Origin of the sequence: Variovorax paradoxus, from assembly GCF_022009635.1 — a bacterium.
GTDB lineage: Bacteria > Pseudomonadota > Gammaproteobacteria > Burkholderiales > Burkholderiaceae_C > Variovorax.
This window is the reverse complement of sequence record NZ_CP091716.1, coordinates 659,077-671,189: the sequence shown is the minus strand read 5'-3', so window position 1 is coordinate 671,189 and position 12,113 is coordinate 659,077. Positions and strand designations below refer to the sequence as shown.

Sequence of the window (12,113 nt, the reverse complement as noted above, 5' to 3'; positions counted from 1 at the left end):
GATGCGACACATTTTGTGTCTGGATGCATCTGATATGACAAATATGTCATGCCGAAGCACCGCGCCAATGCATCAAAAGGTCAACACCCCGTCAGCCTTCAACCACCGAATATCCCGCTGCGCCACCCCCGCCACCTGATGCTCCGCCAGTGCCTCGATCTGGCTCATGATCTCGTCAGTCTCCGCCGGCTTGGTATGCGTGATGTAGATCGGAAACTGCTTCTCCGGATTGATCAGCGCCAGCTCATCCGCCAGCATCACCGGCGACAGATGCAGACTGCGCTCAGCCAGCGCCTGCTCTCTGTTGCTGAAGGCCGTCTCGATCACCAGCATCGCCACGTCCAGCGCATTCACCCGCTCCCAGAAAGGCGCATTCCGCTCGGTGTCACCGCTGAAAACCCAGTTCGCCCCGCCGGAAGCCCGCCGCACGGCGAAACCGCAGGCCGGCACTGTATGAACGGCCGGCAGCACCTCGATCAGCTTGGGCGCGCAACTGCCCAGCGGCAGCAGCTGCCCCACCGCGATGTCGTGAAAACTCACGAATGGCGCCTCCAGGCTGGGAATGCTCTCGAAATCCGGCCAGATGACGTTGTTGAATACATGCGCTCGCAGCGCTTCGATGGTGGCGCGCAGCGCATGCACGCGCAGCGGCCTGGAGCGGCGGCTGCCGACGGCGTCGAGCATCAGGGGCAGTGCGGCGATGTGGTCGAGGTGGCAGTGGGTGAGCACCACGTCGTCGATGGCGGCCATTTCGTCGAGCGTGAGGTCGCCGACGCCGGTGCCCGCGTCGACGAGCAGGTCGGTGTCGACCAAGAACGAGGTGGTGCGGCAGTCTTTGGCGATGGCGCCCGAGCAACCCAGCACACGAACCTGCATTGTGAAAGACCCCTTGTGTGTGTCCGTCGTCATTTGGTTTCGAACCGGGTTGCGCCGTCCCAGTTCGGGTCCTGGGGTCGCAACGCCATGGAGGCTAAACGCTGGGCGTAGAGCTGGTAAAGGACTTTTTTGGCATCCGCGGCGAGCAGCGGCGCCAGCAAGTTCCGGCCCACGGCCCAGTCCTGCCGGCGGTAGGCGGCGAGCACCTCGCCCCAGCGCTCGAGCAGCGGCTGAGCTTGTTTTTCGGCTTCGGGCGTGCGCTCGGCCAGGGGCGTGAACACGGCCACGGCCTGCGCCTTGCCCTTGACGCGCACGCTGTCGAGCTCCTGCCAGACATAGCCGGGCGCCAGCTCGCGGGTCGCGCCGCTGGCGACGATTTCCACGCCGTAGTGGCCGCTCAGGCCCTCGAGGCGCGACGCGAGATTGACCGCGTCGCCGACGACGGTGTAGCTGCGCCGCGCGGCCGAGCCCATGTCGCCCACGCTCATGACGCCGCTGTTGATGCCGATGCCGACGCTGATCTCCGGGCGTCCGCCGGCGCGGTTGGCCTCGTTGATGTCGCGCACGGCATCGGCCATGTCGAGCGCGGCGCGCACGGCCAGCGCCGCGTGCTCGGGTGCGTCGATCGGCGCGCCCCAGAAGGCCATGACGCAGTCGCCCATGTACTTGTCGACGGTGCCGCGGTGCGCGCTGATCACGTCGGTGAGCCGGCTGAACACGGTGTTGAGAAAAGCCTGCAGCTGCGCTGGCGTCATCTGCTCCGACAGGCGGGTGAAGTCGCGCATGTCGCAGAACATCACGGTCATCGGCTTGCTTTCGGCGCGCATGCTGTAGCGGTCCGGCTGCACCAGCATTTCGTCAACGAGCTGCGGCGGAACATAGGTGCCGAAGAGCCGCACCAGCCCGCGCCGCGCGCGCGATTCGACGAAGTAGCCCCAGCTCATGCTGAGCACGAACGCGAGCATCGTCATGGCAAGCCCCGACGCAAGCGGCAGCACGAGGCCGTGGGCCATGAAGAGCCAGGAGTTGAGCCCGACCAGTGCGCCAATCGTTCCCGCGACCAGCAGCACCGCGCGCGGCGCCGACAGCAGCGACAGGCCGAAGGTCAGCACCAGCCCGGTCACCAGCACGGTCAGCACCTCGTAGCCGGGCGCATAGTCCGGCACGCTGAGCAGCCGGTGGTCGAGCAGGCCGGAGACGATGTTGGCATGCACTTCGACGCCCGGGAACGCGGCTTCGACGGGCGTGGCGCGCAGGTCCTGCAGGCCCGGCGCGGTGGCGCCGACGAGCACGATCTTTCCTTTCAGCTCGCCGGGGCCGAGGCGGCCTTCGAGGACATCGGCGGCCGGGATGTAGCGGAACGATCCTCCGTCCGCGCCGCCCGGGCCGCGAAACGGCACCTTCATGCTGGCCATCTGGTCGACCGGTACACGCAGGCGGCCGACTCGCAGGGATTCGAGCCGCGGCACGGCGCCGCCTGACGCAAAGGCCGGCAGCACGGGAGGCAGGCCGTTCACCAGCCGGTAGACCGCAAGCCCGAGCGACTCGTAATAGCCGGGCTGCGCCTGGTCGCCTTCATAGCGGGCGATGAGCGGCACGCTGCGGATCGCGCCGTCGCCCTGCACGCCGACCAGGGTGTTCAGGAAACCGGCGGTCGGCGCGGCCTTGGCGAGTGCCGGCAGGCTGGCGCCGAAGCCGTTCCAACTGGAGGCGTAGATGCCGCCTGCGGGAAACGCGTCGACCGGCAGCAGCGGCGCGGCCGGCAGTTGTCCCTTGGCGCTGGGCGTGCCGGTTCGCGTGAAATAGTAGCCAAGCGCCACCGGCCGGCTTTCGAGCGACTTGGCGAAGGCGGCATCGTTATCCAGCGTGGGGGCGAGCCGTTCGATCTCGGTGGCGAGCCCCTGCATGCCGCGAAGCGGGCCGGCGGCCATGGCGCGCAGGCTGTCGAGGCCGGAGCTTCGGTCAGGCTCGAGGAACATGACGTCGAAGCCCAGCACGGCCACCTGCTGGCGGCCCAGCAGCTCGTTGGTGAGGCCGGCGATCTTGTCTCGCGCCCAGGGCCACTGCCCTTGGCGCGCGAGGCTGGCGTCGTCGACATCGACAATGACGACGCGTGGATCGAGCGTGCGCGGCATGGTCGCGCGCAGGCGGATGTCGTAGATCAGTCGGTCAAGGCGCTCAAGCGCGCTGAGCGGCCAGGCGCCAGTGGCGTGCGCCAGCGCCAGCAACACCGGCAGCAGGCTGATGACGATGCGCGGCCAGTGCCGCCGGAGCACGCTCACGGCGCGCCGTTCATGCGGTTCACGCCGCCACGAAACCCGGGGAGAAAAGAATCAGACCCGCACGAACTGCATGCGCGCGTTGCCGCCGAGTTCGAGCACGTCGCGCTCCTGAAGAGCGACCGCCTCGGTGCCCAGTTGCAGGCCGTTGAGGGTGACATCGCCCTCGACACCCGCCGCCACATAGCCTTGCCGCCGGCGCGTGACGACAGCCACGGCGACGCCGGGCTTGCCGATGGTCGTGACGACCTTTTGCAGGGCGACGTCCTGGCCTTCATTGGGGCCGGCCAGCACCCGCAGCACGGGGATACCAAGCTCGACCAGCGCGCCCGATTCGGTTGGCGCCGACGAGAGCGGCATGGAGGCCGAATACTCCCCCACCGGATTGCGCACGGAGCCGGGGCCGACGGCCAGATTGCTGCGGGCGCGGAAATGAATACGGCAACCTCCGACCTCGATGACGTCGTTGTCCTTGAGCGCCTGCTTCTGGATAGCGAGCGCATTGACGTAGGTGCCGTTGGTGCTGTTGAGGTCTTCAATTTCGACATCGCCGTCGCTCATGTGCAGCACGGCATGCTCGCCGCTGACCGCCAGATTGTCGATAACGATGTCGTTGTAGGCGCGACGTCCCAGCGTCGTGCGTTCCTTGGCGAGCGCCACTTGCCCGATGACAACGCCATCGACCGAAATGATCATCTTCGGCATTGCCGACTCCCCGATTGCAAAGCTTGAATGACGGCAGGCGGAACGGTGGGGTGCCGCTCAGGCCTGCTACTTGGCTGTGCGCGGCGGTTCCACGACGCCCGCCCTTGCCAGAACAACCGAAATATTGTCCCTGCCGCCATTGTCGTTGGCAATTGAAACCAAAAGTGAAGCTTTTTTCTGGAGCCCGACATCGTGTCCTAGAAGCGTGAAAAGCTGCTCATCCGAAATCATCTCGCTCAGCCCGTCGGAGCAAAGCATATAGAGATCGCCGGGCCTTGCGCTGTGCTCATGCATCTCCAGCAAGACCTGGGCCTCCACGCCGACCGCCCGGGTCACGAGGTTGCGAGTCGGCGAGTTGAGGGCTTCCTCGGCGGTGATGGCGCCCGCGTCGAGCTGCTGCTGGCGCAGCGAATGGTCGCGCGTGAGCAGCTCGAGCTTGTTGTTGCGCACGCGGTAGCAGCGCGAGTCGCCGATGTGCCCGACCACCACCCGCTGCGGCCGGAACGCCGCCAGCACCAGCGTGGTTCCCATGCCCTGCAGCTCCGGGTTGGTGGTGCCGGCATGCAGGATGGAGCCGTTGGCCTCGTCGGTGGCGGCCTGCAGCGCGCGCCGGACCACGCGGGCGGGCGCCTGCATGCCGGCCTGCGCGAACCAGCGGCCGAAGCTGGCGTGAAGCAGCGAAACGGCCATGGCGCTTGCCACTTCGCCCCCCTTGTAACCGCCCATGCCGTCGGCCAGCAAAGCCAGCCCCAGCGCGGGATCCACATGCACGGCGTCTTCGTTGTGAGCGCGCAGCCTGCCGACGTCGGTCAGGGCTGCGAACTCCCAAGTCAGCGGTGGACGAGTCGAGAACAGGGAGACGCCGACACTCGCCATGGTTTGTCAGCGCAGACTTCGCGAAATCAGTGAGCAGCGGCGTGCGCGCGCCGTTGCATCAAGCGGCCCGCGGCCACGACAAACACCGCACCGGCCGCAGCCGCTGCATAGTGCAACCAGGGGTTGGCCGCCAGCGTGTCGCGCAACGCGACGTCGCTCACGATGGTCTCGCCGCCGACCCAGCCGATCAGCGCGGCACCCAGCATGACGATGATCGGGAAGCGTTCCATGAGCTTGATCATGAGCGTACTGCCAAAAATCACCAACGGAATGCTGATTGCCAGGCCAAGAATCAGCAGGACCATGCTGCCCTGCGCGGCGGCCGCGACGGCGATCACGTTGTCCAGGCTCATCACCAGGTCGGCCAGAAGGATGGTGCGCACGGCCGCCATCATGCTGCCGTATTCCTTGGACTCGCCGTCGTCCTCATCGTCCTCGCTGAGCAACTGCATGCCGATCCACAGCAGCAGCAGGCCGCCGATGATCTGCAGGTAAGGCAGGGCCAGCAGCTTGGCCGCCACCACCGTCAGCACGATGCGCAGCACCACGGCCGCTCCCGAACCGAACAGTACGGCCTTTTTCTGCTGTGCGGGCGGCAACGACCGCGCCGCCATCGCAATCACCACCGCGTTGTCCCCCGACAAGATGATGTTGATCCAGACGATCTTGAGCAGACCTAGCCAGAAGTCTGTGCTTTGAAGAATTTCCATGTCTCTGATCCCACTGTGTTTTATTGAAAAAAGCGCCCGCAATCCAGTGCGGGCGCTTTTTTATTTCTGCGTGGTCCTCGCATGACCCGGCTCTGCGGCCGGTGTCGTGGGGCCGTTTCTTACAGCTTGGCCTTGAGCAGCTTGGCCAGTTCCGAGAAGTTGCGCGTCACGGTGAAGCCGCATTCTTCCATGATGGACAGCTTGGCATCGGCCGTGTCGGCGCCGCCCGAGATCAGCGCGCCGGCGTGGCCCATGCGCTTGCCGGGAGGAGCGGTGACACCCGCGATGAAGCCGACGACCGGCTTCTTCATGTTTTCCTTGCACCAACGGGCTGCGTCAGCCTCGTCCGGGCCACCGATTTCGCCGATCATGATGACCGCGTCGGTGTCCGGATCGTCGTTGAAGGCCTTCATCACGTCGATGTGCTTCAGGCCGTTGATCGGGTCGCCGCCGATGCCGACCGCCGACGATTGGCCCAGGCCGATTTCCGTCAGTTGAGCCACGGCTTCGTAAGTCAGCGTGCCCGAGCGCGAGACCACGCCGATGCGGCCCTTGCGGTGGATGTGGCCGGGCATGATGCCGATCTTGATTTCGTCAGGCGTGATCAGGCCGGGGCAGTTCGGGCCCAGCAGCAGCGTCTTCTTGCCGCCGGCCGCTTCCTTGGCCTTCATCTTGTTGCGCACTTCGAGCATGTCCCGAACCGGGATGCCTTCGGTGATGCAGATCGCCAGGTCCAGGTCGGCTTCGACAGCTTCCCAGATGGCGGCCGCGGCGCCTGCCGGCGGCACGTAGATCACCGACACGGTAGCGCCGGTTTGCGAAGCGGCTTCCTTCACCGAACCGAAGATCGGGATGTTGAAGATCGACTCGCCGGCCTTCTTGGGGTTCACGCCGGCCACGAAGGCGTTCTTGCCGTTCGCGTATTCCTGGCACTTCTCGGTGTGGAACTGACCGGTCTTGCCGGTGATGCCTTGCGTGATGACTTTGGTGTCTTTGTTGATGTAGATCGACATGACTTGTTCCTTAGGCCTTCTTGACTGCTGCCACGACCTTCTGGGCCGCGTCCGCCATGGTGTCGGCGCTGATGATCGGCAGGCCCGAATCGGCCAGCAGCTTCTTGCCTTCGACTTCGTTGGTGCCCTTCATGCGAACGACCAGCGGCACTTGCAGGTTCACGGCCTTGCAGGCTGCGATCACGCCGGTGGCGATGGTGTCGCACTTCATGATGCCGCCGAAGATGTTCACGAGGATGGCTTCCACGTTCTTGTTCTTCAGCATGATCTTGAAGGCTTCCGTGACCTTCTCGGGGGTGGCGCCGCCGCCCACGTCCAGGAAGTTGGCCGGCTCGCCGCCGAACAGCTTGATGGTGTCCATGGTGGCCATGGCCAGGCCGGCACCGTTCACCAGGCAGCCGATGTTGCCGTCCAGCGAGATGTAGGCGAGGTCGAACTTCGAGGCTTCGACTTCGGCCGCGTCTTCTTCGTCGAGGTCGCGCAGGGCCACGATTTCGGGGTGGCGGAACAGCGCGTTGCTGTCGAAGTTGAACTTGGCGTCCAGCGCCATGACGTTGCCCTTGCTGTCACGGTTGAGCGGGTTGATCTCGACCAGCGAGGCGTCCGTCTCCATGTAGCAGGTGTAGAGCTTCTTCAGGATGTCGACCGTTTGCGCGGTCGAATCGGCCGGCATGCCGATGCCGTCGGCGATCTGCTTGGCCTGTTCGTCGGTCAGGCCCTTTTCGGGGTCCGCGAACACCGTGATGATCTTTTCCGGCGAGGAGTGGGCCACTTCCTCGATGTCCATGCCGCCTTCGCTCGAAGCGATGAAGGCCACCTTCTGGGTGGCGCGGTCGGTCACGGCCGAAACGTAGTATTCCTTGTTGATGTCGGCGCCGTCTTCGATGTAGAGGCGGCGGACCTTCTGGCCTTCGGGGCCGGTCTGGTGCGTCTTGAGCTGCATGCCGAGGATTTCGCCGGCGAGCTTCTTGACGTCTTCGATCGACTTGGCGACCTTGACGCCGCCGCCCTTGCCGCGGCCACCCGCGTGAATCTGGGCCTTGACGACCCACACCGGGCCTCCAAGTTTCTGGGCGGCTTCCACCGCCTCCTGGACCGTATAGGCCGGGATGCCGCGCGGCACCGGCACGCCGAACTTGGCAAGGATTTCCTTGCCTTGGTACTCGTGAATCTTCATGAGGGATGTCTCTCGGAAGGAGGAGGTTGAGAACGGGAGATCTGGGGTGAGAGTGTTTCTGCTCTGTTGCTCGCGGGCGACGGCAGCCTGACGGCTGGGGGCGGCGAACAACCGCGGACTGTATCATGGTGCGCCGCACCAATACTGTACGTGGGGTTGCGGTCAATACGTACTTTCTTCTAGCTACCCCGGGCACACTCCATCATGGCCAAGGTTTTCATCGACGGCGAAGCCGGTACCACCGGCCTGCAAATCCGCGAACGGCTCCAGACGATGCCGCAGATCGAACTGGTGAGCATCGCTCCCGAACTGCGCAAAGACGCCAATGCCAAGCGCGACCTGATGGCCGGCGTCGACCTCGTGGTGCTGTGCCTGCACGACGACGCGGCGCGCGAATCGGTCGCGCTGATCGACCAGCTGCCCGGCAAGAAGCCCAAGATCATCGACGCCTCCACGGCGCACCGCATCGCACCTGGCTGGGTGTTCGGCTTCCCCGAACTGGTGGAAGGCCACTGGCAGGCCGTGGCCAAGGCCGATCGCGTCGGCAACCCCGGCTGCTACGCCACCGGCGCCATCGCCATGGTGCGCCCCCTGGTCGACGCGGGCCTGCTGCCAGCCGATTTCCCGATTTCCCTGCCCTCCGTGAGCGGCTACTCGGGCGGCGGCCGGACCATGATCGAGGCCTACGAAAAGGGCGAAGCCCCGTTGTTCGAGACCTACGCGCTGGGCCTGAAGCACAAGCACATCCCCGAAATCATGACCTACACCGGCCTCACCCGCCGCCCGGTCTTCATCCCGTCGGTGGGCAATTTCAAGCAGGGCATGCTGGTGCAGTTGCCGCTGCACCTCGACCTGCTGCCCGGCAAGCCGAAGGCCGGCGACCTGCAGGATGCCCTGGCGGCGCATTACGCCCGCAGCAACACACCCGAGCAGTTCGTGAAGGTGCTGCCGCCCACCGAAGACGGCAAGCTCGAAGCACTGGCGCTCAACGACACCAACAACCTCGAGATCCGCGTGTTCCCGAACGAAGACCACCGCCACGCCGTGGTGATCGCACGCCTGGACAACCTCGGCAAGGGCGCCAGCGGCGCCGCGGTGCAGAACCTGAAGCTGATGCTGGCGCTCTGAGCGCCAGCCGGGCGCTCGTCAGTTCACCAGCCAGAGCCCCACGCCCAGCAGGGCCGCGTGTGCGCCCAGCGCGATGTACAGCGGCTTGCGCGACGGCGTCGCCATCTCCTGCAGCGTCTCGTTGATGCGGCGCGCCAGCAGGGCGCGCAGCGCGGGGTCTTCGCCAGCGACAGGCGCGCCATGCTCGGCGCGGCTCTCCTGCCATTCGGCCAGCATCTCGCTCATCGGCAGCCGGTTCAGCACGAAAGCCACCACCGAGCGCACCGCCCTGCCCTCGCCCAGCACGGACGCGAGCTGCTTGCTCAGGGCGTCGACCGACAGCCAGTCGGCCGCGCGATGCAAGGCTCCCTGGGTACGCGGCATCGCCTCGATGCGACCGGCGATGGCGCCGGCCAGCCGCTGCGACACGGCCTCCCCGCGCGCCTCGACCAGATGCTGCATCGCACGCGCGCGCCCCTGGTGCACGCCCAGCATCACGTAGACGACCACGAAAAACAGCAGCAGCAGCGCCACCAGCAGTGGCGGCGAGGTGATGAGCGCAAGCACCGCGCCGACGCCGCCGGCACGCGCGGCCACGTTGCCCGGCCCTTGCAGCTGGCTCAGGTAGAAGAAGAAAACGCCGCCGCCCAGGAACACGCCGAGCAGGCCGCCCTTGATCACCGAGCCGGCGAAGGACAACCCGGCCTTGGCGCCGGTGCGAACGAGGGATTGCTGGCCGACAGGATCGGATGACATGGAAAGGCTCCTCCGTAGTTTTGCCGCGGATGATGCCACCGCCCTACCCCACCCCGCCCTCGCGCTACTCGTTGTCGTTGTAGCCGCTGGCCCCCATCAGCGCCGACAGCCGCCCGGCGATGTTGCCCACGATGCCGCGCACCTGCACCGCGTCCGGTGCCGACTTCTGGTCGATGCGTTCGATGTACGGCACGTTGATCGACGCAATCACATGGTCTGCCGCCCCCATCACCGGGAACGCGATGTTGGTGATGCCGCGCGTCTGCTTGCTCGGCATGGCCGAATAGCCGCGCTCGCGCACGTCCTGCAGCATGGCGAAGAGCTCGCCCGGGTCCATTTCCAGCTCGCCCTCCACGCCGATGTGGGCGCGCAGCATGCGGGCACGGTCGATCTCGTCGCGGAACGCCAGCAGCACGTGGCCCGACGAGGTGTCGGTCAGCCCCATCACCACGCCCACCTTCAGCCCGAAAGACCATCGCTCCGGACTCTCGACCTGCGCGATGACCACCACGCGCCCACCCTGGTACATGGCCAGGTGGCACGACTGGCGCGCCCGGTTGGCCAGCTCCCGCAGCAGCGGCAGCGCCACGCTCACCAGGCTCTTGAGCGGCTGCTGGCGGTGCGCCAGCTCGAACATGCGCAGCGTGAGCGTGTAGCGGTCGTTCTCGTCGACCTGCACGAAGCCGCGCCGCTGCAGGGTCACGGCCATGCGGAAGATCTCGCTGACCTTGCGCCCGACCTTCTGCGCCAACTCGTTGAGCGTGTAGCCGGAGACGCTGTCGGCCAGCGCCTCCAGGATGTCCAGCCCCTTCTCCAGGGCCGGCGCGGCATAGCGCAGCGCGCCCTCGCCTTCCGGCGCGGCGCCTTCGTCGGCCTCCTGGCCCTGTTGCTCTTGCGGCGCTGGTGCTGCGTGCTTCATCTTTCCCCGTTGTTCAGTTCGACCATCCACCGTCGATCATATGGATCGCGCCGGTGGTGAAAGCCGACTCGTCGGAAGCCAGGTACACCACCAGCGCGGCGATTTCCTCGGGCTTGCCGACGCGCCCCAGCGGCTGGCGCGCCACGAAAGCGGCGCGCACCGCGGCCTCGTCGGTGCCGGCCTGCTGGGCCTGCGCCGAGATGCGGTCGCGCAGCGAGGGTGACTCGACCGTGCCCGGGCAGATGGCGTTGCAACGCACGCCCTGCTGGATGAAGTCGGCCGCCACCGCCTTGGTCAGCCCGATGACTGCCGCCTTGGAGGCGCCGTAGACGAAGCGGTTCGGCACGCCCTTCACGCTCGATGCGGCCGAGGCCATGTTGATGATCGAGCCGCCGCGCTCCAGCATCGCCGGCAGGAAGGCGCGGATGGTGCGGTACATGGACTTCGCGTTGAGGTCCATGCTGAAGTCCCAGTCCGACTCCTCGCAGGCCAGGATATTGCCGCTGTGCACGAAGCCGGCGCAGTTGAAGAGCACGTCCAGCCGCCCCGTGGCCTGCGCGAAGGCTTGTACCGCGGCGTTGTCGCGCACGTTGAGCGTGGCGGTCTTCAGGCCTGCCAAGCCTTCTTCGCGGGCCAGCGCGGCGAGTTCGGCCAGCGCGGCCTCGTCCACGTCGGTGGCCCACACGGTGCCGCCTTCCCGTGCCAACGCCAGCGCGCTGGCCCGCCCGATGCCCTTGCCTGCGGCGGTGACGAGGATGTTCTTTCCTTGAACGCGTGAAGTCACTGCGATGTCCTTTTGTTGAGAGTTTGGTCGCGCATGTGAAATTTGTATTTCACTGATGAAATCAAATATACGCGCCTTGCCGGCTTCCTTGCCCCCTCAGAAACCCGAAAGCCATGGCTCCTCTCTTGGTGAATACCCTCGAATAGGAGCAAACCCCAGCGTCCGTACAAGCGCCCACTGCTAACCTCATCCGTGAAAAGTAGTTTTATCTAAGAAAACGAGATTCACCCATGGCCCACGCCTCCGATGCCCCGCAAGCACCTTCGCTGCTCACCCGCCTGCAAGCCTGCTACACGGGCATCCTTCACGACGTGATGCGCGCCGCGGGAATGGGCGACTTCACGCTGCCGCCCACGCTGCGCCCGCTGATCGCCGGCCAGAAGCTCTGCGGCCCGGCCTTCACCGTGAACGGCCGCGTCGACCCCACGGCCGATCCGCACGAGACGCTGATGGCGTGGACCGGTTTTCTCTCCCGCGCCAAGCCGGGCCACATCGCGGTGATCCAGCCCAACGACTCGACCGTGTCTCACATGGGCGAGCTCTCGGCCGAGACGCTGGGCCGCAAGGGCGTGCTGGGCGTGATCGCCGACGGCGGCGTGCGCGATGCCGAATTCATCCTGCAGCAGGGCTTCCAGGTGTGGCACCGCTACTTCACGCCGCGCGACATCGTCGGCTACTGGCTACCCGAGGCGATGGACGTGCCGGTGCGCATCGGCGATGTCACGGTGAACCCCGGCGACCTGCTGCTGGCCGACACCGACGGCGTGATCTGCCTGCCGCTCGCGCAGGCCGAGGCCGTCATCACCGAGGCCGAGCACATGATGGGCCGCGAGAACCTCGTGCGCACCGCCATCCTCGCGGGCACCGACCCGCAGGAGGCCTACCTGAAGTACCGCAAGTTCTGAGCGAGC

The 12,113-nt window shown here is 66.2% G+C and carries 12 protein-coding genes; 2 read left to right on the top strand and 10 right to left on the bottom strand.

Features of this window, described 5'->3' with window-relative positions; genetic code table 11:
• Positions 1–72: 72 nt before the first annotated feature.
• The 7 genes from L3V85_RS03370 to sucC form a co-directional block, all read right to left on the bottom strand.
• Complete coding sequence (locus tag L3V85_RS03370; RefSeq protein ID WP_237678007.1) at positions 73–876, bottom strand: 3',5'-cyclic-nucleotide phosphodiesterase; 804 nt, start codon at positions 874–876, stop codon at positions 73–75.
• Positions 877–905: 29 nt separating this feature from the next.
• Positions 906–3,158 (bottom strand): CHASE2 domain-containing protein, encoded by a 2,253-nt coding sequence (locus tag L3V85_RS03365; protein ID WP_237678006.1) that lies wholly within the window; start codon positions 3,156–3,158, stop codon positions 906–908.
• Between the two features lie 51 nt (positions 3,159–3,209).
• Entirely contained in the window at positions 3,210–3,860 is a 651-nt protein-coding gene (locus L3V85_RS03360) for an FHA domain-containing protein (RefSeq protein ID WP_237678005.1), read from the bottom strand.
• 66 nt (positions 3,861–3,926) lie between these two features.
• A complete protein-coding gene (locus L3V85_RS03355) occupies positions 3,927–4,736 on the bottom strand; it encodes a Stp1/IreP family PP2C-type Ser/Thr phosphatase (RefSeq protein ID WP_237678004.1) in 810 nt (269 codons plus the stop codon).
• A gap of 26 nt (positions 4,737–4,762) precedes the next feature.
• The gene (locus L3V85_RS03350; RefSeq protein WP_237678003.1) at positions 4,763–5,446 is read right to left on the bottom strand and encodes a TerC family protein; all 684 of its coding nucleotides are present in this window, start codon (positions 5,444–5,446) and stop codon (positions 4,763–4,765) included.
• 119 nt (positions 5,447–5,565) lie between these two features.
• Positions 5,566–6,459, bottom strand: a complete 894-nt coding sequence (gene sucD / locus L3V85_RS03345) for a succinate--CoA ligase subunit alpha (RefSeq protein WP_237678002.1) — start codon at positions 6,457–6,459, stop codon at positions 5,566–5,568.
• 10 nt (positions 6,460–6,469) lie between these two features.
• Entirely contained in the window at positions 6,470–7,636 is a 1,167-nt protein-coding gene (sucC, locus tag L3V85_RS03340) for an ADP-forming succinate--CoA ligase subunit beta (RefSeq protein ID WP_206176258.1), read from the bottom strand.
• Positions 7,637–7,840: 204 nt separating this feature from the next.
• Here sucC and argC point away from each other — a divergent pair, with 204 nt between their 5' ends.
• A complete protein-coding gene (gene argC, locus L3V85_RS03335; RefSeq protein ID WP_237678001.1) occupies positions 7,841–8,764 on the top strand; it encodes an N-acetyl-gamma-glutamyl-phosphate reductase in 924 nt (307 codons plus the stop codon).
• An 18-nt stretch (positions 8,765–8,782) separates the two neighbouring features.
• Here the strand turns inward: argC and L3V85_RS03330 are convergent, their stop codons facing one another.
• The 3 genes from L3V85_RS03330 to L3V85_RS03320 form a co-directional block, all read right to left on the bottom strand.
• Positions 8,783–9,499: a hypothetical protein gene (locus tag L3V85_RS03330; protein WP_237678000.1), complete on the bottom strand. Its 717-nt coding sequence runs from the start codon at positions 9,497–9,499 to the stop codon at positions 8,783–8,785.
• 64 nt (positions 9,500–9,563) lie between these two features.
• Positions 9,564–10,418, bottom strand: a complete 855-nt coding sequence (locus L3V85_RS03325) for an IclR family transcriptional regulator (protein WP_237677999.1) — start codon at positions 10,416–10,418, stop codon at positions 9,564–9,566.
• Positions 10,419–10,431: 13 nt separating this feature from the next.
• Positions 10,432–11,202, bottom strand: a complete 771-nt coding sequence (locus L3V85_RS03320; protein WP_237677998.1) for an SDR family oxidoreductase — start codon at positions 11,200–11,202, stop codon at positions 10,432–10,434.
• A gap of 230 nt (positions 11,203–11,432) precedes the next feature.
• Between L3V85_RS03320 and L3V85_RS03315 the strand changes: the two genes are divergently transcribed.
• Entirely contained in the window at positions 11,433–12,107 is a 675-nt protein-coding gene (locus L3V85_RS03315; RefSeq protein WP_237677997.1) for an RraA family protein, read from the top strand.
• Positions 12,108–12,113 lie beyond the last annotated feature (6 nt).

Bases quoted from the DNA above. Each gene is read 5' to 3' on its own strand.
- L3V85_RS03325 (WP_237677999.1), bottom strand. From the start codon at position 10,418: ATGAAGCACGCAGCACCAGCGCCGCAAGAGCAACAGGGCCAGGAGGCC.
- L3V85_RS03350 (WP_237678003.1), bottom strand. From the start codon at position 5,446: ATGGAAATTCTTCAAAGCACAGACTTCTGGCTAGGTCTGCTCAAGATC.
- sucC (WP_206176258.1), bottom strand. From the start codon at position 7,636: ATGAAGATTCACGAGTACCAAGGCAAGGAAATCCTTGCCAAGTTCGGC.
- L3V85_RS03360 (WP_237678005.1), bottom strand. From the start codon at position 3,860: ATGCCGAAGATGATCATTTCGGTCGATGGCGTTGTCATCGGGCAAGTG.
- L3V85_RS03370 (WP_237678007.1), bottom strand. From the start codon at position 876: ATGCAGGTTCGTGTGCTGGGTTGCTCGGGCGCCATCGCCAAAGACTGC.
- sucD (WP_237678002.1), bottom strand. From the start codon at position 6,459: ATGTCGATCTACATCAACAAAGACACCAAAGTCATCACGCAAGGCATC.
- L3V85_RS03315 (WP_237677997.1), top strand. From the start codon at position 11,433: ATGGCCCACGCCTCCGATGCCCCGCAAGCACCTTCGCTGCTCACCCGC.
- L3V85_RS03355 (WP_237678004.1), bottom strand. From the start codon at position 4,736: ATGGCGAGTGTCGGCGTCTCCCTGTTCTCGACTCGTCCACCGCTGACT.
- L3V85_RS03330 (WP_237678000.1), bottom strand. From the start codon at position 9,499: ATGTCATCCGATCCTGTCGGCCAGCAATCCCTCGTTCGCACCGGCGCC.
- argC (WP_237678001.1), top strand. From the start codon at position 7,841: ATGGCCAAGGTTTTCATCGACGGCGAAGCCGGTACCACCGGCCTGCAA.